This is a genomic window from Bacillus sp. AY18-3 (assembly GCF_008042305.1).
Lineage (GTDB): Bacteria > Bacillota > Bacilli > Bacillales > Bacillaceae_G > Bacillus_A > Bacillus_A wiedmannii.
In genome coordinates this window covers 190,562-213,864 of the sequence record NZ_QKQR01000009.1, presented here as the reverse complement: position 1 = coordinate 213,864, position 23,303 = coordinate 190,562, and the positions used below count along the sequence as shown (strand labels likewise).

At 38.0% G+C, this 23,303-nt stretch carries 26 protein-coding genes; 7 read left to right on the top strand and 19 right to left on the bottom strand.

Annotation, left to right across the window (positions count from 1 at the left end; translation table 11 throughout):
• Position 1: 1 nt before the first annotated feature.
• The 7 genes from DM800_RS09870 (at position 2) to clpP (ending at position 4,286) form a co-directional block, all read left to right on the top strand.
• Positions 2-487, top strand: coding sequence for a YhcN/YlaJ family sporulation lipoprotein (locus tag DM800_RS09870; RefSeq protein WP_046955592.1), 486 nt, complete (start codon positions 2-4; stop codon positions 485-487).
• Between the two features lie 29 nt (positions 488-516).
• Entirely contained in the window at positions 517-993 is a 477-nt protein-coding gene (gene spoVAC, locus DM800_RS09865; protein ID WP_000095399.1) for a stage V sporulation protein AC, read from the top strand.
• Positions 994-2,010, top strand: a complete 1,017-nt coding sequence (gene spoVAD, locus DM800_RS09860; protein WP_087983063.1) for a stage V sporulation protein AD — start codon at positions 994-996, stop codon at positions 2,008-2,010.
• Entirely contained in the window at positions 2,007-2,357 is a 351-nt protein-coding gene (spoVAE, locus tag DM800_RS09855; RefSeq protein WP_000575924.1) for a stage V sporulation protein AE, read from the top strand. The genes spoVAD and spoVAE overlap by 4 nt, the downstream gene beginning before the upstream one ends.
• A gap of 9 nt (positions 2,358-2,366) precedes the next feature.
• On the top strand, positions 2,367-2,573 hold the full coding sequence (locus DM800_RS09850; RefSeq protein WP_087983999.1) for a DUF1657 domain-containing protein: 207 nt from the start codon (positions 2,367-2,369) through the stop codon (positions 2,571-2,573).
• Between the two features lie 20 nt (positions 2,574-2,593).
• Complete coding sequence (locus tag DM800_RS09845) at positions 2,594-3,463, top strand: DUF421 domain-containing protein (protein WP_147786797.1); 870 nt, start codon at positions 2,594-2,596, stop codon at positions 3,461-3,463.
• 241 nt (positions 3,464-3,704) lie between these two features.
• Entirely contained in the window at positions 3,705-4,286 is a 582-nt protein-coding gene (gene clpP, locus DM800_RS09840; protein ID WP_001049163.1) for an ATP-dependent Clp endopeptidase proteolytic subunit ClpP, read from the top strand.
• 354 nt (positions 4,287-4,640) lie between these two features.
• On the opposite strand, the gene DM800_RS09835 is transcribed toward clpP, so the two are convergent.
• From DM800_RS09835 to DM800_RS09745, 19 genes are all read right to left on the bottom strand, one after another.
• Positions 4,641-4,889, bottom strand: a complete 249-nt coding sequence (locus DM800_RS09835; RefSeq protein ID WP_000250305.1) for an HPr family phosphocarrier protein — start codon at positions 4,887-4,889, stop codon at positions 4,641-4,643.
• Positions 4,890-4,912: 23 nt separating this feature from the next.
• On the bottom strand, positions 4,913-5,863 hold the full coding sequence (gene whiA, locus DM800_RS09830) for a DNA-binding protein WhiA (RefSeq protein WP_000006569.1): 951 nt from the start codon (positions 5,861-5,863) through the stop codon (positions 4,913-4,915).
• An 89-nt stretch (positions 5,864-5,952) separates the two neighbouring features.
• Entirely contained in the window at positions 5,953-6,906 is a 954-nt protein-coding gene (locus DM800_RS09825) for a gluconeogenesis factor YvcK family protein (protein WP_000712182.1), read from the bottom strand.
• Between the two features lie 3 nt (positions 6,907-6,909).
• Complete coding sequence (gene rapZ, locus DM800_RS09820) at positions 6,910-7,791, bottom strand: RNase adapter RapZ (RefSeq protein ID WP_000138461.1); 882 nt, start codon at positions 7,789-7,791, stop codon at positions 6,910-6,912.
• Between the two features lie 20 nt (positions 7,792-7,811).
• Complete coding sequence (locus tag DM800_RS09815; RefSeq protein WP_001190080.1) at positions 7,812-8,270, bottom strand: NUDIX hydrolase; 459 nt, start codon at positions 8,268-8,270, stop codon at positions 7,812-7,814.
• Positions 8,271-8,498: 228 nt separating this feature from the next.
• On the bottom strand, positions 8,499-9,305 hold the full coding sequence (locus DM800_RS09810; protein ID WP_000455195.1) for a DUF368 domain-containing protein: 807 nt from the start codon (positions 9,303-9,305) through the stop codon (positions 8,499-8,501).
• A 160-nt stretch (positions 9,306-9,465) separates the two neighbouring features.
• A complete protein-coding gene (gene trxB / locus DM800_RS09805; protein ID WP_001288065.1) occupies positions 9,466-10,422 on the bottom strand; it encodes a thioredoxin-disulfide reductase in 957 nt (318 codons plus the stop codon).
• Between the two features lie 85 nt (positions 10,423-10,507).
• Positions 10,508-12,019, bottom strand: a complete 1,512-nt coding sequence (locus DM800_RS09800) for a tetratricopeptide repeat protein (RefSeq protein WP_147786796.1) — start codon at positions 12,017-12,019, stop codon at positions 10,508-10,510.
• A 145-nt stretch (positions 12,020-12,164) separates the two neighbouring features.
• Positions 12,165-12,671, bottom strand: coding sequence for an acyltransferase (locus DM800_RS09795; RefSeq protein ID WP_088608596.1), 507 nt, complete (start codon positions 12,669-12,671; stop codon positions 12,165-12,167).
• A gap of 75 nt (positions 12,672-12,746) precedes the next feature.
• Positions 12,747-13,397 carry a pyrophosphatase PpaX gene (gene ppaX, locus DM800_RS09790; RefSeq protein WP_048542493.1) on the bottom strand — a complete coding sequence of 217 codons (651 nt, stop codon included), beginning with the start codon at positions 13,395-13,397 and terminating at the stop codon, positions 12,747-12,749.
• A gap of 67 nt (positions 13,398-13,464) precedes the next feature.
• A complete protein-coding gene (lgt, locus tag DM800_RS09785) occupies positions 13,465-14,277 on the bottom strand; it encodes a prolipoprotein diacylglyceryl transferase (RefSeq protein WP_000924234.1) in 813 nt (270 codons plus the stop codon).
• A gap of 24 nt (positions 14,278-14,301) precedes the next feature.
• Positions 14,302-15,231, bottom strand: coding sequence for an HPr(Ser) kinase/phosphatase (gene hprK, locus DM800_RS09780; RefSeq protein ID WP_001127247.1), 930 nt, complete (start codon positions 15,229-15,231; stop codon positions 14,302-14,304).
• Between the two features lie 156 nt (positions 15,232-15,387).
• A complete protein-coding gene (locus DM800_RS09775) occupies positions 15,388-15,768 on the bottom strand; it encodes a phage holin family protein (RefSeq protein ID WP_001267307.1) in 381 nt (126 codons plus the stop codon).
• Positions 15,769-15,882: 114 nt separating this feature from the next.
• Positions 15,883-16,332, bottom strand: a complete 450-nt coding sequence (locus DM800_RS09770) for a DUF4275 family protein (RefSeq protein ID WP_088608597.1) — start codon at positions 16,330-16,332, stop codon at positions 15,883-15,885.
• A gap of 59 nt (positions 16,333-16,391) precedes the next feature.
• Complete coding sequence (gene uvrA, locus DM800_RS09765) at positions 16,392-19,262, bottom strand: excinuclease ABC subunit UvrA (RefSeq protein WP_147786804.1); 2,871 nt, start codon at positions 19,260-19,262, stop codon at positions 16,392-16,394.
• Positions 19,263-19,273: 11 nt separating this feature from the next.
• On the bottom strand, positions 19,274-21,250 hold the full coding sequence (gene uvrB / locus DM800_RS09760) for an excinuclease ABC subunit B (protein ID WP_048542497.1): 1,977 nt from the start codon (positions 21,248-21,250) through the stop codon (positions 19,274-19,276).
• Between the two features lie 151 nt (positions 21,251-21,401).
• Complete coding sequence (locus DM800_RS09755; protein WP_137035897.1) at positions 21,402-21,830, bottom strand: DUF4362 domain-containing protein; 429 nt, start codon at positions 21,828-21,830, stop codon at positions 21,402-21,404.
• A 46-nt stretch (positions 21,831-21,876) separates the two neighbouring features.
• Complete coding sequence (locus DM800_RS09750) at positions 21,877-22,497, bottom strand: hypothetical protein (protein ID WP_147786795.1); 621 nt, start codon at positions 22,495-22,497, stop codon at positions 21,877-21,879.
• Entirely contained in the window at positions 22,494-23,255 is a 762-nt protein-coding gene (locus tag DM800_RS09745; RefSeq protein WP_147786794.1) for a MerR family transcriptional regulator, read from the bottom strand. The genes DM800_RS09750 and DM800_RS09745 overlap by 4 nt, the downstream gene beginning before the upstream one ends.
• Positions 23,256-23,303: the final 48 nt, after the last annotated feature.

Here is a 23,303-nt window from a genome sequence, read left to right as displayed (position 1 = left end):
CATGCGAAAACTCGGTCTCATAACCGCATTATTTGCCCTTCTATTTAGCTCTTTTACCGGATGTGATAATAGTCCCTTAGATAAAAAAGTGAAAGAAGAAGCAAAACGAACGGAGAAAGAAAAAGGTCCCAAACTAACAAAGACGAGTACGGAATCCTTTAATCAATCTATATCACAAGGAGCCAAGAAAAGGGCTCTCGCTATGGATGAAATTACAAAAAGCACAGCAGTGAATTCAAATTTGGATCTCTACATAGCAGTTCTACCTGAGCATCACGAAAGGTTTGGATTAAAGCCTCTGCGTAAGAAGCTTCAAAAACAGCTAAGTGATGAGCATCCTACTTTCGATGTTCGTGTAAGTACTGATAAAAAAATCTTTATGTTACTCGAAAAGCTTGAGAGCAAAATTAAGAAAAAAGAAGTATCTAAAGACGAGATCAATAAGCAATTAAAACTCATTGGGAAAAAAATGGAGTCTAACACTTAACGCTTTTTAATAGAAAAGGAAGGATCGCAATGTCTAGTAAAGATAAGAACTTAACCCCTGTGCAACAAGAGTATAAAAAATTCGAGCAAGAACGCGAACCGAAGCGTCCTGTCTTGAAAAATTGTATTAAAGCCTTTTTCGTCGGTGGTTTTATTTGCTTCATCGGACAACTCATTTCTACGTTTTATATCACATATTTTGACTTCACTGAGCGTTCAGCAGGAAATCCAACAGTCGCAACTCTCATTTTCATTTCCATGTTACTAACTGGTTTTGGTATATATGACCGCTTTGGGCAGTTTGCTGGAGCAGGCACAGCTGTACCCGTTACTGGATTTGGTAACTCTGTTATTGCCGCATGTATCGAACACCGAACAGAAGGGTTCGTACTCGGCGTTGGAGGAAATATGTTTAAATTAGCCGGCTCCGTTATTTTGTTTGGTGTATTTTCAGCTTTCGTCATCGCACTTATTAAAACGATTCTCGTTCAATGGGGAGGGCTATAAATGTTACAAGGACACCGAACATGGGTATTTGAAAACAAACCAGTTATTATTTCGACAGGAGTCGTTGGCGGGCCATTTGAAGCAAAAGGAAACATTCCAGAAGACTTCGATATCCTTCATGAAGATTTATGGCTCGGCCAGGATTCCTATGAAAAAGCACATAAAATTTTGTTCGAAGAAGCTTGTAGCCGCGCTACTGAAAAAGCAGAACTTCGTAAAGACGATATTCAATTCGTACTTGCAGGAGATTTAATTAATCAAATCACTCCAACAAGCTTTGCCTGCCGCACACTCGGCACACCATATCTCGGATTATTTGGCGCTTGTTCTACTTCTATGGAAGGATTAGCACTCGGGGCAAGCATTGTAAATGCAAAAGGTGCAAAATATTTATTAACTGGGGCATCTAGTCATAACGCTGCTGTAGAGAAGCAGTTCCGATATCCAACTGAATACGGCGGTCAAAAACCGCCTACCGCACAATGGACAGTAACCGGGGCAGGTGCGGCTATTTTAAGCGACACTGGACATGGTCCTAGGGTAACTTCTGCCACAATCGGGCGAGTGATTGATATGGGATTAACAGATCCTTTTAATATGGGTGGTGCGATGGCCCCAGCAGCTGTCGATACGATTGAAGCCCATTTACGCGAACGACAAATTGACGCCTCTTATTACGATTTAATTGTAACAGGTGATCTTGGACATGTCGGTCGCGAAATTGCTTATGACCTACTACATAAACACGGAACAAAAGTAACGAGCGAACAGTTTCAAGATTGCGGCATACTCATTTATAGAGAAGGGCAACCTGTCATAGCTGGTGCTAGCGGACCGGGATGTTCCGCAACAGTCGTGTACGGTCATTTATTAAACCGAATGAAAAGAGGAGAGTTCAAAAAAATACTTGTCGTTGCGACAGGCGCTTTACTATCTCCACTTACATTCCAACAAGAAGAAACGATTCCGTGTATCGCTCACGCCGTTTCGATTGAATTTGGAGGTGCAACGCAATGATTTTTTTCTGGGCTTTCGTCATCGGCGGACTCATATGTGTAATCGGCCAACTTATGTTTGATGTTGTAAAACTTACACCCGCTCATACAATGGCAACACTCGTAGTTGCCGGAGCTATATTAGACGGATTCAATTTGTATGAACCATTAATTGATTTTGCTGGAGCCGGGGCAACTGTACCTATTACAAGTTTCGGTAATGCCCTCGTTCACGGCGCAATGGAAGAAGCTGCAAAACACGGCATCGTTGGCGTCATTACCGGCATGTTTAAAGTAACGAGCGCCGGCGTATCCGCAGCTATTATTTTCGGCTTCATTGGAGCTTTGCTATTCAAACCGAAAGGATAAGGTGTTCGTATGACAGTTATCGCTAGCGTTAAAACTTGCCTTGCTAGTGTAAGGGGCGCTCAAGCAAGTTTAAGCTCCCTTTCACTAAATTCTACAGATAACGAAGCAAAACGTGTATTTCATGAATGTATGTTAGAAATGGACAGTGTCATCGCTGATTTACAGGATAGAGTTTCAGTATTAGAACGTGAAGAACCTCAATATAGAGGGTTTTAAGTAGACTGGAGGAAATGACTATGTCTCACCTACCGGAATGGACACTTGTCATCCTTCGCTCTGTATTCATATTAATTATTTTATTCACTATTACAAAGTGCTTAGGAAAAAGGCAAATCTCTCAGCTTTCCTTTTTTGAATACATAGCGGGAATGACAATCGGTGATATCGCTGCTCAAATAGCTACAGGGCTTGATCAAAAGTTTTTCCATGGTGTCTTTGCAATACTTATTTTCGCCTCGGTACCTTTTTTCGTTGGAATTCTTTCCTTGAAAAACAAAACTGCTAGAGATTTTTTTGAAGGAAAATCTACAGTGTTAATAAAAGATGGCAAAGTACTTGAGGATAATTTAAAGAAAGAAAAATACACAAGTGATGAGTTACTTGAACTTCTTAGAGGAAATGGTGCATTCAGTATAGCTGAAGTTGAATTTGCTGTCTTAGAACCGAGCGGAGAATTAAATGTATTATTAAAGAAAGATGCTCAACCACTTACTGCAAAAGATCTCGGTTTAAAAGTACCAAATGAAAAAGAACCACAAACTGTTATTATGGATGGGAATGTACTAGACGGCCCCCTTTCAGCAAGTGGGCATAACCGTGCTTGGTTACATTCTGAGCTAGAAAAGCTCGGTGTTGTTATTGAAAATGTCTTTCTCGGTCAAGTGGATTCATACGGACAACTTACTATCGACATTTATAATGACAAACTACAAATGCCTTCTCCTCAAAATAAGCCTTTATTATTAGCATCTTTAAAAAAATGTCATGCTGATCTTGAACTATTTTCCCTAGAAACAAAGTCGAAATCAGCGAGCGATATGTATAGTAAAAACGCGAAACAAATCGAAAAGATTTTAAATAAAGTAACCTATCTTTTAAAAGAATAAATATCAAAAGAACGCTTCAATAAAAAGGCGTTCTTTTCTTTTTTTCTACAGTTTTTATAACGTTTAAATTTATGTAATTCGGTTATGATGTTGAAGATACATAAGCAGGGAATTTCAAAAACATAGCGAATAATTCATGGTACAACTACATATTTTTTTGATTTAAAGTGGTTTCGTTTGACCTTTATTGACCATAATTGTATTATAAGACTAAGAAAGCTTTAGAAGGAGGAAATAACAGATGAATTTAATTCCTACAGTAATTGAACAAACAAATCGTGGAGAACGCGCTTACGATATTTACTCTCGACTATTAAAAGACCGCATCATTATGCTTGGTAGTGCAATTGATGACAATGTAGCTAACTCAATCGTTTCCCAGCTTTTATTCTTGGAATCTCAAGATCCAGAAAAAGATATTCACATCTACATCAATAGCCCTGGTGGTTCTATCACAGCAGGTATGGCAATTTACGATACAATGCAATTTATTAAACCACAAGTATCAACAATCTGTATCGGTATGGCTGCATCTATGGGTGCATTCTTACTTGCAGCAGGTGAAAAAGGAAAACGTTATGCACTTCCAAACAGTGAAGTAATGATTCACCAACCACTTGGCGGAGCACAAGGTCAAGCGACTGAAATCGAAATCGCTGCAAAACGTATCCTATTCTTACGTGAAAAACTAAACCAAATTCTTGCTGACCGCACAGGTCAACCACTTGAAGTACTACAACGCGACACAGACCGCGACAACTTCATGACAGCTGAAAGAGCTCTAGAATACGGCTTAATCGATAAGATCTTTACAAATCGTTAATAACTAAAAGCGGAAGCGGCTCGTTCAGAATCGCAGGGCGATGGAGCCCCTGATTCCGAGGCGCTTTTTGCCTCGAATGAAGGGGCGAAACGACCGGAGATTCTAGCCGCTGGAGCTGGATAGACTAAAAGCGGAAGCGCCCTATAATTGGGCGCTTCTTTTATATATTGTTCCCCGCTCACATACCCCACCTAGTATACCCCTAAATATATCGGCGATTATTTTAATATATCGACGATTCGACACAACTTATCGACTTACCGACAATCCTCGACAAGCATGCACCCCCTACATACCCGACTCCCAACACCAAATAACAAAACAAAAAAGCTATCGCACATGCGCGATAGCTTCTTATTGTATATATGCAGCTAATGCTTCTAAAGCTTCTTCTGCATCTGAACCTTCTGTTGTAATTGTTATCATGCTACCAGTTCCAATTGCTAAGCTCATAATCCCCATTATGCTCTTTGCATTCACTGTCTTTCCATCTTTCTCGATGAAGATATCCGCATGAAAGCGATTGGCCTCTTGTACAAACAACGCAGCCGGACGTGCTTGTAAACCGTTTTTTAATGAAACCTTAACTCGTTTTTGAACCACAGCTCCATTTCCCCTTTAACCTCTTATTTTTTTGCTACCGCTTCCCCCGCGCGTAATTTCTCTGCAATCTCATCGATTTTACGCAAACGATGATTAATACCCGATTTACTAATTTTCCCCCCGGATACCATCTCGCCTAACTCTTTCAATGTTACATCTTGATAATCTCTTCGTAATTGTGCAATTTCTCGCAGTTTATCTGGTAATATATCAAGACCAACTGTCTCATCAATATAACGGATATTTTCAATCTGCCTTAGCGCTGCACCAATTGTTTTATTTAAATTGGCTGTTTCGCAGTTCACTAAACGATTTACTGAATTACGCATATCGCGAACGATTCGAATGTCTTCAAATCTTAAAAGTGCATTATGAGCGCCTATAATATTTAAAAACTCCGTAATCTTTTCTGCTTCTTTCAAATACGTAATGTACCCTTTTCTTCTTTCCAACGTCTTACTATTTAAATCAAATCCGTTCATCAATTCACATATAGCATCATTATGTTCCTTATATAACGAAAAGACCTCTAAATGATAAGATGATGTTTCTGGGTTATTTACTGAACCACCTGCTAAAAATGCACCTCGTAAATACGATCGTTTACAACATTTCTTCTCGATTAATTCCTGGGATATATTTCGAATTAACGAAAAGTCATCTCGAACAATATGAAGATCAGCTAATATTTCGCGAGACTTCTCAACAAGCCGCACAATATATACATTATTTTTCTTCAATCGCATTTTTTTACGAACAAGTAATTCTACCGTCACGTCATATCCTTTTTTCAAAAGCGTATAAATCCTTCTTGCGATTGCCGCATTCTCCGTTTGAATATCGATAGATAGACGACGGTTTGAAAAAGAAAGCGATCCGTTCATTCGAAGTAACGCTGATAATTCTGCTTTCTCACAGCATTCCTTCACCTCAAGATTCGTTAGCTCTTTCTTTGTTTCTGATGCAAATGACACAGTCAACACCTCCTTATACGATTACTTTGGAACAAAAATCTTGTCCTATATGAAATGATGAGCGTTACCTCAAACGAGGCAACGTACATCTACAACAGTGAATATAAAATAGAAGCTAGTTTTAATGTATCGTGCCTTACAACACGATCATCATACTTCGCTAATTGATCTTGAATGACATCAATATTGCTCTCTGTAAAACGCTCTTCATCTACTACAACTGGTGCCGACATTTCTTCCTCATACAACTGACGTAATTCACAAGGAATATCACGGTTATTTACAATTGCAGTATCGATAAATGGTTTACCTAAATGATCATGTAACGCCTGCACATGGTCAAACGCAGTATATCCCATCGTTTCACCAGCTTGCGTCATAACATTACACACATATACCTTCTTCGCTTTTGCAGCAAGAACAGCGTCCCCGATTTTGTTAACAACTAAATTCGGTAATATACTCGTATACAAACTTCCTGGACCAAAAACAAGTAAATCAGCTCGTTTAATCTCAGCCAACGTTTCATGTAACGGCTCTACATCTTCTGGAGTTAAAAAGACGCGGTTAATCTTCTTCCCGGAATAAGGAATCTTTGATTCACCTGTTACAATTTCTCCATCTTCTAGTTCCGCATGAAGTACCGCACTTTGGTTAGCTGCCGGTAACACACGACCTCTGACATTTAACACTTTACTCGTTTCCGTAATCGCATGGAAGAAGTCTCCTGTAATCGAGGTCATACCCGCTAATAATAAATTTCCTAACGCATGACCTTTCAGCCCGTCTCCCGTTGTGAAACGATGCTGAAATAAAGCTTCCACCAGCGGCTCTACATCTGATAACGCAACAAGTACGTTACGAATGTCACCTGGGGGTGGAATTTCGAGCTCATCACGTAATCTACCTGAACTGCCACCATCATCAGCGATTGTAACAACTGCTGTAATATCAACTGGATATTGTTTTAATCCTCGTAATAAAACAGAGAGTCCAGTACCGCCTCCCATGATAACAATTTTAGGTTTTCTCTCTTTTTTCATCCCTTAATGGCCCTTTCTCTTCTCCACATCACGATGAGATACATGAACGCTATACTCTGGTTTCAAATGTTTCCCAAGGTATTCTGTAAGCGTAACAGAACGATGCTGTCCACCTGTACATCCAATTGCAATTACAAGTTGACTCTTGCCTTCTCTTTTATAATGAGGCAGCATGAAAGTAATAAGATCCGTCAATTTTTCTAAAAACTTATGTGTCTCATTAAATTTCAGCACATACGATGAAACTTCTTCATCTAGTCCTGTTAATGGCTTCATATGTGGAATGTAATATGGATTTGGTAAAAAACGAACATCAAATACTAAATCTGCATCAATTGGAATACCGTACTTAAATCCAAATGACATAACATTTACACGAAATGCTTGCTCAGTTTCAGTTGAAAACAGATGAACAATTTTTTCACGTAATTCTTTCGGTTTTAAATCCGATGTATCCAGCACAATATTTGCTCGCGCCTTCATATCAGTTAATAAGCCACGCTCCATCTCGATTCCCTTTAACGGCAAACCAGTTGGTGCAAGTGGATGCGAACGTCTCGTTTCTTTATAACGAGTTACAAGCGTGCCATCTTTCGCATCTAAGAATAAAATATGAGGAATAATCCATGTACGTTCTGATAAATCATCAAGCGCTCCCCATAAATGTTCGAAAAACTCTCGGCCACGTAAATCAACGCCAAGTGCCACTTTATTCATTTTCCCTTTTGAATCCGCCATAAGCTCAATAAACTTCGGCAATAACATCGGTGGTAAATTATCTACACAGAAATATCCTAAATCTTCAAAACTTTGTAAAGCTACTGTCTTTCCAGCTCCAGACATTCCTGTAATAATTACCATTTTTATATCATTATTCTCTGTCATCTTATCCTCTCCTTGACGGTTTAACTCGGATCTAATCGATATGAAAGCAACTCAAAATCTGGGGTATATACAAATGTACCGTAGATTATGCCATTTCCTTTAATTAAATAATCAATAATGTGATAATCTCCTGGTGCCATTGCTAAATCATCAATTTTGTCAAATGTATGCCAACCAATGATGCCTTCTTCGCTCTCTAATTTGTTTTCTCCTGCAAAATCTGTCGCTAAAAAGGAGAACATCATCCATTCAGAAACAACTTTATCACCTTCTTGGATGACAAAGGTGAAGACCCCTTTTAACGCTGGGTTCTTTAAATAAATACCTGTTTCTTCACGATACTCGCGAACAACGGAATCTCTTACTGTCTCACCACGCTCCATTTTCCCGCCTGGTGCAACCCACCAATTTCGGCGAGGTTTTTGGAGTAAGAGTACTTCATTATCTCTAATTAACACACAGTTTGTCACTCTTTGCATGTTTCTTCACCTCAGCTACTTGCAGTAAATTTCTCACTGCATACTCATTTCATTATACTATCAAAAACAGTTTGCTACAACGAAGGAGCCAGTCCTCTTTCGCTAAGCACATGCTACTCAACAATTTTAAAAAAGCTTTCTAGAACAAGCAATGTAAATGCCTAGACTTTCAATGAATAGCATGAAAAATCCCCTTAACGATTTTTATCGCCAAGGGGATTAAAGTCCTTATTTCTTACCGAAATAAGTAACAATCGCAAATCCTAAAATAAAGGTAATAATTGAACTTATAATTGAAAATCCTCCAGTTGGAATACCAGGGAACACAATTACAATCGAGCCGATAACAAGTCCAATAATTGCCGCAAATGTCATACTTTTATAACGATCTAACAAGAAACTAATTCCTTTACTACTTACAACAAACCCCGCCATAACACCAGCACCGATAACTACGATTAAAGGTAAGTTCAGTGTAGTTAAAGCATTAATTGCTGTCGGATACACACCAATAATTAATAAAATAAATGATCCGCTAATTCCAGGAAGCAACATAGCCATACTAGCCATCCAGCCCGCGAAAAATAAACCAATTGCATTTAAAATTGTTAACGTCGTAATTGGATCTGCTGCCTTATCTGGTTTAAAGAAAGCTGTGATCGCAACAAGAATTGCTGCAACTATTAATAAAACAATGTGCTTACCTTTAAACGACGACTTTGCATCAGCTTCTCTCATTAACATCGGTAATATACTAATAATTAAACCGAGGAAGAAAAATTGAGTCGGTTCATAATGATTTGCAAGTAAATATTTAATAACGTGACTTAACGTTAAAAACGCTGCTGCCACACCAGCTGCAAGGGGAATTAAAAACCCTAAATGTTTTTTCCATTCGCGACTAAAGAATCCACTAATTGCCGCAAGCAATTGTTCATAAATCCCTAACACAACAGCGATTGTACCGCCGCTCACACCAGGAATTAAATCACTAACGCCCATACAAAATCCACGATATATATTACGCCATTCCATACTGAATAAATTCCTCATTTCTTATAGTGATTTTTCCGTAAAGTCCAGTATATCAATAAGAAAGCTTATAATCCCAATATTTTTTGACAAAACTTTGACATTTTCATAAAAAAAAGAAAGCTCCTATCGGTAGCTTTCTTCTCAAAAGGCATATTATCCCTTATTTTTCTGATACTGTTTTTAGTTCTTCTAATAATTCTTCTACGTAATGTTGTGCACTTTGTGCTGCGATACTACCATCACCTGTTGCAGTTACAATTTGACGTAGCATTTTTTCGCGAACATCTCCAGCTGCGAAAATACCAGGAACTTTCGTTTCCATACGCTCATTTGTTTCAAGGTAACCATTTTCATTTGTAATACCTAGTTCAACAAATGGTTTTGATAGTGGTAACATACCGATGTATATGAACACGCCATCAGTTTTGACTTCTTTCTCTTCTCCACTGTTTACGTCTACAAGTGTTACGCTTCCCACTTTACCATTTGCATCGTTAATTTCTTTTATAGTGTGATTCCAAATGAAATCAACTTTCTCGTTTTGGAAAGCACGATCTTGTAAAATTTTCTGTGCACGAAGAGTGTCACGACGGTGAACGATTGTTACCTTTGATGCGAAGCGTGTTAAGAATACACCCTCTTCAACAGCAGAATCTCCACCACCAATAACTACAAGTTCTTTTCCTTTAAAGAAAGCCCCATCACATACTGCACAATATGATACACCACGGCCGCCAAGTTCTGTTTCGCCTGGCACACCAATTTTTTTATACTCTGCACCGCTTGCAACGATAATTGCACGTGCTTTATATTCTTTTTTACCAGCAATAATTGTTTTGTATTCTTTACCATCGATGACTGCTTTCACATCACCGTATGCATATTCAGCACCAAATTTCTTCGCATGCTCGAACATTTTATTTGATAAGTCTGGTCCTAAAATAGACTCATAACCTGGGTAGTTCTCTACATCCTCTGTGTTTGCCATTTGGCCACCTGGGATACCACGCTCAAGCATTAATGTGCTTAAATTCGCACGAGATGTATATACTGCAGCTGTCATACCAGCTGGTCCTGCACCAATAATAATGACATCATAAATTTTTTCTTCTGACACACTATTCACTCCTATTCATTCCTACACAATTAAGTTACCCTCATTATACTGTTAGCATCATTTTTTTCCCAATGATTTGCTTACCCTATGTGTGCGTACGTTTAACAGCCTGCACATACTTTCGAACAGTCGCTACAGATACATTATATACATCCCCAAGCTCCGACTGTGTCATCTTATTTCCTTGTTCGCTGCGTACGATATATTCAACAGCAGCTGACCAGCCGTATACATTTGTAAAAACTGTCCCAGATGTATATAAACGTATGAACGTACAAAACCAAAATTGTAAACACTCTTCGATTAATTCATCATCTTTTTTCGTATAATTATATAAAGCATCCGCAATTTGCGCGCACTGTTCAAATTGCTGTAAATCAGCTGGAATGCTCTTATGGCTATTAAGTAAAAAGAAATACTTTGCAAGTTGCGATACGATTGGAACACCGTTCTTCGCCTGCGTTACATCAAAGAAGAATCCCACCTTCTCTGGCGTTGACAATTCATTCATTAAATATAAAGCTAGCATTTGTTCCTCTAGCGTCGCACTTTGTTGAAATGATTTTCGTAATTCTTCAAATAATACGTTTTGTCCTTCATCTGCTAAATTCAGCGCATTCCACGGTTCTTTTCCCTTTTTATCAGGGTGCAATTCTACAACATGCTGCCACATTTTTTCGGCTACTTGCTGATCTTTCACCATATAAGCAGAATATGCAAACCAATAATAAAAACTAACGTCTCCCTCATATCCTTGACGCTTTAATACTTTGAACCATTTATATGCAGGCTCAAAATGACCAATTGTTGCAAGTGTCGTTCCAAGTTTCAAACGATGCTCGAACGAAATCGGATATACTGAAACTAACTGCTCCGCTAACGCTTCTACTTGTTTATGCTCTCCAATTGAATATAGGAAAATAAGCGTATTACAAAGCGCATGTATATTACCAGGATTTTTCTCTAAAATCATTTCCGTTAACTTCAGAGCTTTATCTACATTACCAGATTGAAAATGTGCAATGGCTAAATTATTATGACCCGACCAAAATTCCGGATAATCTTTTGTAACAATTTCCAATGTAGCAATTGCTTCTTCCAATTGTCCGTTACGAATATAACGATTCGCTTCTTCTTGCATAACAATTAGATCGTCTTCATCCTCAATCTCTTCCTCACCCATCGCTTCTTCTTCCATAATTTCAAGTAATTCTAATGTATCTTCTACAAATTCCTTCTCTTCTGCAACTTCTAAATAGCGATCCGCATACTTTTTCGCCTGCTGAAATAGCCCCATATATGCATAATTATTTGCAATAAAATAATAGCATTGTTCAAGTTCTGGATTAGATCTAACAAGCTTAAAGAAGATTTGATTCGACTCTTGATATTCACCAGCCTCAGATAATACTGTTGCTAATTGGCATAAAATAAACGGCTCCTTCTCACTTTGTGCCGCTCTTCGAAAATATTTAATTGCATCTTGCAATTTCTGTCCTTTGTAAGCCCTCATCCCTTTTTTATAAAAGAAGTCCGATAATTGATTAAAAGAGATAACTTGTCCGTTCTCCTTATATATTCCTTGATTTTTCCCCATATATCCTCCAGTTTTTTGTTTTCTTCGTTCACACATTCTTCTATCTATAAGTATAAACGATTCCGTAAAAAACAAAACAGTATATTATACTCAATTATTTCCTTTTTATTCATTAAAAAAGAAGAGAAATGTTACATTTTTAGCATCAACCTTCTCTAGCATCCATTTCTTCTTTCGTATAAATAACACGCATTGGATTTCCACCCACGAAAGCACCACTTGGGACATCTCTATGAACAAGTGTGCCAGCTGAAACAATCGCGCCATCCCCAATTTTCACACCTGGTAATATAGTCGTATTTGCTCCAATCATCACTTCATTTCCTATGACGATCTCTCCAAGTCGATATTCGCGAATTAAATATTCATGTGCTAAAAGCGTTGTATTATAGCCGATAATTGAATTCTCTCCCACAGTTATCTTTTCTGGGAACATAATATCCGGCACTACCATAAGTGCAAATGATGTTTTCTTTCCGACTTTCATCCGTAAAAACGTACGGTATAACCAATTCTTGACGGATAAAAATGGTGTATAACGCGCAATTTGGATAATAATAAAGTTTTTCATTACCTTCCAAAAAGAAACTGTTTTATACACATTCCATAATGAATTTTCTCCCGAAACAGGATAGCGCGTTGTCCGTCGCACTTAACTCGCTCCTCTACTAAAAAGTGAAACTGTAAGTTAGTAGGGAAACAGCCCCCTACTAACTTACTTGGACCTTTATGAACGGTTCATATCAGACAAAATTGGTAGCAAATCACTCATTTTATCTAGCATAAAGTCCGGCTTGTAAGCCTCTAAATACGCTCTACCTTTCAACGTCCATGAGACAGCAGCTGTTTTCGTGCCCGCATTTTGTCCGCCAACAATATCATGGTGATTATCCCCAACCATCAATGCTTCTTCTGGTTTCGCATCTAATAACTCAAGCGCTTTTTGAAGTGGTTCTGGATGTGGTTTCACATGCTCCACATCATCAATTGTCACGACCACATCAAAAAATTCATCAAGCTTTGACAACTTTAATCCCATCTCAACTGTTTGTCTCGCTTTCGTTGTAACAATACCAACTTTATAACCTTGCTTCTTCAACTCTTGAACTGTTTCATATACAGTTTCATATTCTTCCACTAATTCATCGTGATGATCATGGTTAAATTGACGATAACATGTAATCATCTCTTCAACCTTGTTTTCATCAATCTTGCTGAAAGTATCATGTAAAGAAGGGCCAATAAATGACAATACATCTTCACGCTTATATTGACTTGGATAATATGTATGTAACGTATGTAAAAAAGAAGAAATAATAAGTTCATTTGTATTAATTAAAGTTCCATCTAAATCAAATAACACTGTATTTATTCTCATTGCCTTAGTCCCTTCTCTTTCCTGAATATGAAAGAAGCAGCATCTTATAATAAGATGCTACTTTTCTCTAATTTTCCGAATATCTTTTATCAGCTTGCCCCATTTTTCGTCTCACGATAATGAAAATAATAGAAATAACAACAAGTCCAATTGACATTACTTGTGCGATACGAAGTGGTCCTAACATTAAACTATCTGTACGTAAGCCTTCTACGAAGAAGCGCCCTATTGAATACCAAATTAAATATGTGAAGAATAATTCCCCGCGTCGTAAATTCACTTTTCGTAATGCAAGTAATAAAATGACACCTGCAAAATTCCATAATGATTCATATAAAAACGTTGGGTGATAGTACACACCCTCAATATACATTTGATTAATAATGAAATCCGGTAAATGAAGTCCTTCTAAAAACTGTCTCGTTACTTCATCACCATGCGCCTCTTGGTTCATAAAGTTTCCCCATCGACCAATTGCTTGTCCTAGTAAAATACTTGGCGCAGCAATATCAGCCAACTTCCAGAATGAAACCCCGCGTCGTTTCGCAAAAAGAATCCCTGTAATAACAGCCCCGATTAAACCACCATGAATCGCCAAGCCACCTTGACGAATATTAATAATTTGACTCGGGTTTTGCGCGTAATATTCCCATTCAAAAATAACATAGTACATTCTCGCAAATAGAATAGCGATCGGTACTGCAATTAATACAAGGTCAACAAATGTATCTTTTGGAATACCTAGTCTTTCTCCCTCGCGAGTTGCTAGCCAAAGACCTAATAGCACGCCTGTACCGATAATAATCCCGTACCAATATACAGGAAACGGCCCAAGTTGGATCGCTACACGGTCAAGCTGTGGTACAGAACCTAACAGCATATGTATGACCTCCCTCTCCAAAGTTTACTCCTGATTTCCTAACTCAATCGCACTCATTAATCGTTCAGAGAACTGTTGTGCTGCATTGACTCCCATACGTTTTAAACGGAAGTTCATCGCTGCTACTTCAATAATAACAGCCAAGTTTCGACCAGGACGAACTGGAAGTGTAATCTTCGTAAGCTCTGTATCAATAATCTTCATCTTCTCTTCATCAAGACCTAAGCGATCGTAATTTTTCTTTTGATCCCAAATTTCAAGATTAATAACAAGTGTAATACGCTTATAATTTCGCACTGCCCCTGCACCGAATAACGTCATAACGTTAATGATACCTAGACCACGAATTTCTAATAAATGCTCAATTAAATCTGGTGAGCTTCCTACTAATGTGTCTTCATCTTCTTGGCGAATTTCTACACTATCATCCGCAACAAGACGGTGACCACGTTTTACAAGCTCAAGAGCTGTCTCACTTTTACCGACACCACTTTGACCTGTAATTAAAACACCAACACCGTAAATATCTACTAACACACCATGTACAGCTGTTGTTGGTGCTAACTTACCTTCTAAATAATTTGTTAAACGACTTGATAATCTTGTTGTCGTTTGAGCAGAACGTAATAAAGGCATGCCTGATTCACGTGATGCTTGCAATAACTCATCTGGTACATCTTGATTCCGAGTTATAATAATACATGGCGTCTCCTCAGTACAAAGCGCTTTCATTCTCTCTTGTTTTTGCTCTGACGTTAATGTGTCAAAGAACGTAAGCTCCGTCTTTCCAAGAAGCTGCACGCGATCAGCTGGATAATATGTGAAAAATCCTGCCATTTCAATTCCAGGTCGTGATAAATCACTTGTATCAATCGGACGATGAATTCCTTCTTCACCACTTATTAACTCCAATTGAAATTGTTCAATTAAATCTTTTGTCCTTACTTTCGGCATATGTATAAACCTCCACTCCGCTGCGGGTTCAGTCTCATTTGATGTAAAATTCCATTCTACCGGATATTGTACCATTTTTTTCTGGAAACAAGAAATACGGTTTCTAATAAATAGAAAAAAACATTTCATGCACATCATGAAATGTTTTTCTTTTTGTCATTTTCTCTTTTTTTCATATAAAGGTTCCACAATTGCCTTTTCAATAATCATATTAAAAATTGAAATACAAATTGCCGCAACGATTGCTACACCAAACCCTGATATATTAAACGCATCTCCTAATAATGAATCTGCTATTTTTAACGTAATCGCATTAATAACAATTAAGAAGAACCCGAAAGTTACAAGAGTAATTGGTAGCGTAATTAAAATTAAAAACGGTTTTACGAACACATTTAAAACAGCTAAGATAATACTCGCAATAATTGCAGTCTGTATATTTGCTACGTAAAACGCGTCTGGCGCAATCCCTTTTAAAAGTCCCGATACAGCGATTAACACAACGCTATTTACAAGAAGTGATACAATCCATCTCATTTTCTTACACATCCTTTTGACATATATATTTCATCATACGCTAATAGATTATAAACGCAAGTATCATACAAACACTTATATCAACTTATTCTACTCTTCCTGCTTGTATACCTACTAACATTTCCTCGCAAAATAAGGGCCATACCATCTATGTTCATGAGTTTTTACAAAAGTCCAAGTGAACTCTTTATCTACAATATAGATATCGCCTTTATACATATCGTCCCTCTCACACAATATATCCTCCATATGTAATAAACTCGTATCTTTTATTAGCAGTACATCATCACAATGTTGATAGAATATATAGCAATCCTTTTTCACTTCATTATGAAACGCATTCTCCGCTTCTTCACCCTCTAAACACTTCTTTTTCTCATAACTAAATATGTGCCAAAGAAACCCACATGCATACTTATCACCATACAGAAAGATGTCTTCCTTTTCCTCATCACTTACATGATTTGCAAAGTTATCCTCCCAGCGCTTCCGAAAATAAACACCCCAACTTTGAAACTCTCTTACCTTCATGTTTTTCTTTCTTAAAACATCTGTAAACTCCATCTTTTCCCCCTATGAACGAAAAACCGAGTGTCATTTCCACTCGGTTTTTCGTAATACACTTATTGAGATAACTCTACTTCTTTTATTTTCTCTTTCATTCTTGCTTTATCGCGATTTAAAATCTCTTTTAAATACTTACCTGTATACGAGCGTTCTTCTTTTACTACTTGCTCTGGCGTTCCGGAAGCAACAATTTGCCCACCTTTATCTCCGCCCTCTGGTCCAAGGTCAACGATATAATCAGCTGTTTTAATTACATCTAAATTATGTTCAATAACAAGAACTGTCTCGCCACTTTCAACAAGGCGTTGCAGCACTTCTAGAAGACGCGCGATATCATGTGCATGCAAACCAGTCGTTGGCTCATCTAAAATATATAACGTACGCCCAGTAGAACGACGGTGTAATTCAGAAGCTAGCTTCACGCGCTGCGCTTCACCACCAGATAACGTCGTAGCTGGCTGTCCTAATTTCATATAACCAAGACCTACATCTACAAGCGTTTGAAGTTTACGCTTAATTTTTGGGATATTAGCGAAGAACTCTACTCCATCTTCAATTGTCATCCCTAACACTTCAGAAATGTTCTTATCTTTATACTTCACTTCTAACGTTTCGCGGTTATAACGTTTACCATGACAAACTTCACATGGAACGTATACGTCTGGTAAGAAGTGCATTTCGATTTTAATAATCCCATCACCACGGCACGCTTCACAACGTCCACCTTTTACATTAAAGCTGAAACGTCCTTTTTGATATCCACGCACTTTCGCTTCATTCGTTTGTGCAAACACATCACGAATATCATCGAATACACCTGTATACGTCGCTGGATTAGAACGTGGTGTACGCCCGATTGGCGATTGATCGATATCGATTACTTTATCTAAATGCTCAAGACCTTTAATTTCTTTATGAGTACCTGGCTTCGCTTTCGCTTTATATAACTTTTGTGCTAATGATTTATATAGTACTTCATTAATCATCGTACTTTTACCGGAACCAGATACACCCGTTATCGCTACAAACGTACCAAGCGGGAATGACATCTTTGCATTCTTTAAGTTATTCTCTTTTGCACCGATAATTTCCACTTTACGTCCGTCACCTTTACGTCTTTCAAGTGGAACTGGAATAAACTCTTTACCGCTTAAATACTTTCCTGTTAGCGAATTCTCATCTTGCATCACTTCAGCTGGCGTACCCGCTGATACAACTTGACCACCGTGAATACCTGCACCAGGTCCGATATCAAGTAAATAATCAGCAGCCATCATCGTATCTTCATCATGTTCAACGACAATTAACGTATTCCCTAAATCACGCATCTCTTGCAACGTACGAATAAGACGATCGTTATCGCGCTGATGCAAGCCGATTGAAGGCTCATCAAGAATGTAAAGTACGCCAGTCAGACGAGAACCGATTTGTGTCGCTAAACGAATACGCTGCGCCTCACCACCTGATAAAGTTCCTGCGGCACGACTTAACGTTAAATAATCTAAACCGACGTTCACTAAGAACCCAACGCGCTCTTGGATTTCTCTTAAAATTAAATGAGCAATTTTTTGTTGTTTCTCCGTTAGCTCCACATTCGAGAAGAATTCCTGTACTTCTTGAACAGAATACTTCGTTACATCAGCAATCGTTTTATCACCAACGAAAACAGCTAAACTCTCAGGCTTTAAGCGTCCACCTTTACACTTCGGACAAGCTTGCTCTGCCATATATTTCTCCATTTGCTCACGAACATAATCAGAACTCGTTTCACGATAACGACGTTCGATATTTGGAATAACACCTTCAAATGAAATCTCATTTTCCTTTACTTGACCAAATTCATTTACATAGCGGAAATAAACTTTCTCTTCACCGCTTCCGTACAACACTTTATCAAATAAATCTTTCGGTATATCTTTCACAGGCATATCCATATCAACGCCGTAATGATTACATACAGATTGTAAAAGCTGCGGGTAATATTGTGAGCTTGTCGGTTCCCAAGGCGCAATCGCATGTTCATTTAATGATAAATCCCAATTCGGAATGACAAGTTCTAAATCTACCTCTAACTTTGAACCAAGTCCATCACAAGAAGGACATGCCCCGAATGGACTGTTGAATGAGAACATGCGCGGCTCTAATTCTCCGATTGAAAAACCACAATGCGGACAAGCATGATGTTCACTAAATAGAAGTTCCTCTTCTCCCATTACATCAATTAACACTCGGCCCCCGCCAAGCTTTAATGCACTTTCAAGAGAATCCGCAAGACGGCTTGCAATCCCTTCTTTTACAACAATACGGTCAATTACAACTTCAATCGAATGCTTCTTATTTTTATCTAGCGCAATATCTTCAGATACATCAAGCATTTCACCATCAACACGTACACGAACATACCCTTGCTTCTTAATATCTTCAAGCACTTTCACATGTGCACCTTTACGCCCAGAAACGATAGGAGCTAACACTTGTAATTTCGTACGTTCAGGATATTCAAGTACACGGTCTACCATCTGCTCTACTGTTTGTGACGTAATTTCAATACCATGATTCGGACAAATTGGCGTACCAATTCGCGCAAATAATAAACGTAAATAATCATAAATCTCCGTGACCGTTCCGACTGTTGAACGTGGATTACGACTCGTTGTTTTTTGATCGATTGAAATCGCTGGTGACAATCCTTCAATCGTATCTACATCCGGCTTATCCATTTGTCCTAAAAACTGACGCGCATACGCAGATAACGATTCTACGTATCTGCGCTGCCCTTCTGCATAAATCGTATCAAACGCTAATGATGATTTCCCTGAACCAGACAATCCCGTCACAACAACAAGCTGATTTCTCGGAATGGTTACATCAATATTTTTTAAGTTATGTGCTCTAGCACCTTTTACGACAATAAAATCCTTGCTTATGCTCACTCTGTTCACCCTTCCGCTTTTAATTCTAATAGTAAATCTCTTAATTCAGCTGCACGCTCGAAATCTAACGCTTTTGCTGCTTCTTTCATCTCTGCTTCCATCTTCGCAATTGTCTTTTCACGCTCTTTTTTCGTCATCTTCTTAGCTGGTGCCGCTTCATACATTTCCGGCTCTTCAGCAGCTGTCGTTGCACGGATAACATCACGCACGCCTTTTTGAATCGTTTTCGGCGTAATACCATGCTCTTTATTGTAAGCTTCTTGTATAGTACGACGACGCTGCGTTTCTTCAATTGCAATTCCCATTGATCTTGTTATACGATCTGCATACATAATAACGCGGCCGTTTTCATTACGTGCTGCACGACCGATTGTTTGAATTAATGAACGCTCTGAACGCAAGAATCCTTCCTTATCAGCATCTAAAATAGCTACAAGTGATACTTCTGGAATATCTAATCCTTCTCGTAATAAGTTAATACCGACAAGTACGTCAAACTTACCAAGGCGAAGATCACGGATAATTTCAATACGTTCTAACGTTTTAATTTCAGAGTGAAGATAGTTCACTTTAATTCCTACATCTTTTAAGTAGTCTGTTAAATCCTCTGACATCTTCTTCGTTAAAGTCGTAATTAATACACGTTCATTTTTTGCAATGCGATCTTGAATTTCTCCTAATAAATCATCAATTTGCCCTTCAATTGGTCGTATATCAATTGGTGGATCTAAAAGCCCTGTTGGACGAATAATTTGTTCTATTACTTCCGGTGCCTGCTCTAACTCGTACGGTCCTGGCGTTGCTGAAACGTAAATAACTTGATTTGTTTTCCCTTCAAACTCATCAAACGTAAGCGGTCTATTATCTAAAGCTGATGGCAGACGGAATCCATGATCTACAAGCACTTGTTTACGTGCTTGGTCCCCGTTATACATCGCTCTTACTTGCGGTACTGATACGTGCGACTCATCCATAACAATTAAGAAATCTTTCGGGAAATAGTCTAATAACGTATACGGCGTTGCACCCGCTGGACGAAGTGTTAAATGACGGGAATAGTTTTCAATCCCTGAACAAAAGCCCATCTCGCGCATCATTTCTAAATCATAACGTGTACGCTGTTCTATACGCTGCGCTTCTAACAACTTGCCATTATCATTTAATTCCTTTAAACGTTCTTCTAATTCTTTTTCTATATTTTCAATAGCGACCTTCATCTTTTCTTCACGTGTAACGAAGTGAGATGCTGGGAAGATTGCTACATGATCACGTTCTGCTAATACTTCACCTGTTAACGCATTTACTTCGCGAATACGATCGATTTCATCGCCAAAAAATTCAATTCGAATACAATGCTCATCAAGTGATGCTGGGAAGATTTCAACTACATCTCCGCGCACACGGAATGTACCACGCTTGAAATCAATGTCATTACGTCCATACTGCACATCAACAAGTTCACGAAGCAATTGATTGCGGTCCTTTTCCATACCAACTCTAAGTGAAACAACTAACTCGCGGTATTCTTCTGGAGAACCTAAACCATATATACACGAAACACTCGCAACAATAATCACATCATCCCGTTCAAATAGTGCAGATGTTGCTGAGTGACGCAATTTATCGATTTCATCATTAATCTGCGCATCTTTTTCAATAAACGTATCTGTTTGAGGCACATACGCTTCTGGCTGATAATAATCGTAATAACTAACAAAATATTCAACTGCATTATTCGGAAAAAAATCTTTCAGCTCACTATATAACTGTCCTGCTAACGTTTTATTATGAGCCATAACAAGTGTTGGCTTCTGCACTTCTTTAATGACATTTGAAATCGTAAATGTCTTACCCGTTCCTGTTGCTCCAAGCAACACTTGCTTTTTCTTCCCACTATTAATTCCCTCTACAAGCTTTTCTATAGCTACCGGCTGATCACCTTGCGGGGAATAAGCTGAGATAATTTCAAATTGATGTTCCAAACAAAACCGACCTCCTCGTAAAAAATCTGTATTCCCATTTTACCACGAATGCTCATAAAAAAACCAAGAAAACGAACAGATATTCGGTAAAATTTTCGACAATATATACATAGAAAGAGGAAGGAGTAAAAACTTCCTTCCTCTACTAACTCTATTTTTTAGGTACATATAATAAATCATATCCATTGCGCCCATTTTTACTCGTACAATCTATTAACCTATAAGTGATTTCTAATTCTCCCTGCTCTTTAACAATACTTTTGCAACTATCTTTATGTAATCCTTTATGTTCACCAGCAAATTGGTCTTTTCTATTATCTAACACATAAAGTATATCGTTCTCACTATGCTCTACCGTTTGAAAAATCGGATCACCTTCATGGGTATACTGCACAATTCTTATTTTATCAACTTTCCCTTGGTCAACATTCAAAACGAACTTTTCAAATTTATCTAGATTGGAAATTCCTGCTCTCTTTACAATGACATCATTCTTCTTATCAATGTCAATGTTAGGTTGTGAGCATGCTACTAAACTAAAGAGAAATAAGCATATAAAACCTGTTTTTCCTATTGTTATCCTCTCCTATACAAACTATTGGTATACTAGAAAAAGCTACTTTCCTCTATGAAAGTAGCTTCTCTTTTTCTTTTTCCTTCTTCGGGAAAAGAACATATGAAAATGAAATAACTGTATCCACTAAAAGTATAATCGCCCAAACTTGGCTAACACGACTTGCTTTTTCATTTAAAACAATCCCCGTTTCTAACCAATTATGCCATTGTTCAAACGGGACAAAACCGTACAGAAAGAAAAAGAAAATATGCACAACAACGAATAAAACAAGATGTAATAACCAATTTTTTATTTCCTGTTTCGCATAGGCCATACCTGTTAATTCTACGTGCTCTTCCATAATTGGCGCTGGTTCATTCCGCCATTTCGCAACTAGCTTTTGCGCAAACATATCAAGCTTCTTCAAATCCTTTTTCCCGTAGAAAACTGCATACAATAAAATAATTATCGTAATGATTTGAAAGTTAGAGAACTTTCCTGTTTGGTAATAATCCACTACTCCTAAGGTTAAAATGAACACTTCATTTACGAGTAGTACAATCCCCATAATAAAGCTTGCCTTCTTCAAACGGAATCCGTAACGAAGTAAAAAGAAGCCGATAGCCGATAACCAAAATACAATCTCTGCCCCAATTAAAAAATACCAACGATATTCTGCAAGTATACTCATTTATCCATCTCCTTTTCATCATATATACGAAAAGCTTCTTCCATATATAATAAAAGTTCTTCTTCAATTGGATACATGCTCATTTTCTGTGAATCTTCCTTCGATTTTCTAACTTCCCATAACTTATCTAAAAACGCTTCGTCACCATTGGCCATTTCTAAACATTTCTGCATTAATCTCTTCGTTGCGCCTTGTACCTCATCACTCGCTGCTTCTTTGCCGTCTTTCATAAAAGTACGTAATTGCTTTAATAAATCTACCCATTCTAAAACATTCGGATCTTCTTCACTCATATTTGGCAAGTTATGAAGCAATTTTTGTTCTTCCTTTGAAAATACTTCATTTTGAAATATTTCACGTATACGAGACGACTGTTTCGAAAGCTGGATCAGTTCAAACATAACTTTCCAATCAAGTTCCCCTTCCACATCTACCGAATAAACAACAGCTTGTAAAACACGCTCCATTCGATTGAATTTCTTTTGTTCTTCCTGTACAAACCGAAGTTGTTTTTCAAGAGAACCCTTTAAGTTAAGGTCACCTTTTACTAACATATTCGCAGCCTCTTTTAATGAAAAGCCCATTTCCTTTAAAAATAAAATTTGTTGTAGTCGAATGACATCAGTTTCACTATATAACCGATGTCCACCCTCTGTTTTCCCGCTCGGCTTTAATAAATCTATTTGATCATAATAACGTAATGTACGTACTGTTACCCCTGTTTCTTTCGTCAATTGTTGTATTGAAATCACTACCATCACCTCTTCCTCTTCATTATAAAAGATGACGTAACGTCACTTTCAAGC

Bases quoted from the DNA above. Each gene is read 5' to 3' on its own strand.
- DM800_RS09745 (WP_147786794.1), bottom strand. From the start codon at position 23,255: ATGGTAGTGATTTCAATACAACAATTGACGAAAGAAACAGGGGTAACA.
- spoVAC (WP_000095399.1), top strand. From the start codon at position 517: ATGTCTAGTAAAGATAAGAACTTAACCCCTGTGCAACAAGAGTATAAA.
- DM800_RS09810 (WP_000455195.1), bottom strand. From the start codon at position 9,305: ATGGAATGGCGTAATATATATCGTGGATTTTGTATGGGCGTTAGTGAT.
- lgt (WP_000924234.1), bottom strand. From the start codon at position 14,277: ATGCTGTTAGGTTCTGTACCACAGCTTGACCGTGTAGCGATCCAACTT.
- DM800_RS09825 (WP_000712182.1), bottom strand. From the start codon at position 6,906: ATGAAAAAAGAGAGAAAACCTAAAATTGTTATCATGGGAGGCGGTACT.
- DM800_RS09800 (WP_147786796.1), bottom strand. From the start codon at position 12,019: ATGGGGAAAAATCAAGGAATATATAAGGAGAACGGACAAGTTATCTCT.
- spoVAE (WP_000575924.1), top strand. From the start codon at position 2,007: ATGATTTTTTTCTGGGCTTTCGTCATCGGCGGACTCATATGTGTAATC.
- DM800_RS09815 (WP_001190080.1), bottom strand. From the start codon at position 8,270: ATGCAAAGAGTGACAAACTGTGTGTTAATTAGAGATAATGAAGTACTC.
- rapZ (WP_000138461.1), bottom strand. From the start codon at position 7,791: ATGACAGAGAATAATGATATAAAAATGGTAATTATTACAGGAATGTCT.
- hprK (WP_001127247.1), bottom strand. From the start codon at position 15,231: ATGCCGAAAGTAAGGACAAAAGATTTAATTGAACAATTTCAATTGGAG.
- DM800_RS09845 (WP_147786797.1), top strand. From the start codon at position 2,594: ATGTCTCACCTACCGGAATGGACACTTGTCATCCTTCGCTCTGTATTC.
- ppaX (WP_048542493.1), bottom strand. From the start codon at position 13,397: ATGAGAATAAATACAGTGTTATTTGATTTAGATGGAACTTTAATTAAT.
- DM800_RS09850 (WP_087983999.1), top strand. From the start codon at position 2,367: ATGACAGTTATCGCTAGCGTTAAAACTTGCCTTGCTAGTGTAAGGGGC.
- DM800_RS09775 (WP_001267307.1), bottom strand. From the start codon at position 15,768: ATGAGATGGATTGTATCACTTCTTGTAAATAGCGTTGTGTTAATCGCT.
- DM800_RS09770 (WP_088608597.1), bottom strand. From the start codon at position 16,332: ATGGAGTTTACAGATGTTTTAAGAAAGAAAAACATGAAGGTAAGAGAG.
- DM800_RS09750 (WP_147786795.1), bottom strand. From the start codon at position 22,497: ATGAGTATACTTGCAGAATATCGTTGGTATTTTTTAATTGGGGCAGAG.
- spoVAD (WP_087983063.1), top strand. From the start codon at position 994: ATGTTACAAGGACACCGAACATGGGTATTTGAAAACAAACCAGTTATT.
- clpP (WP_001049163.1), top strand. From the start codon at position 3,705: ATGAATTTAATTCCTACAGTAATTGAACAAACAAATCGTGGAGAACGC.
- DM800_RS09870 (WP_046955592.1), top strand. From the start codon at position 2: ATGCGAAAACTCGGTCTCATAACCGCATTATTTGCCCTTCTATTTAGC.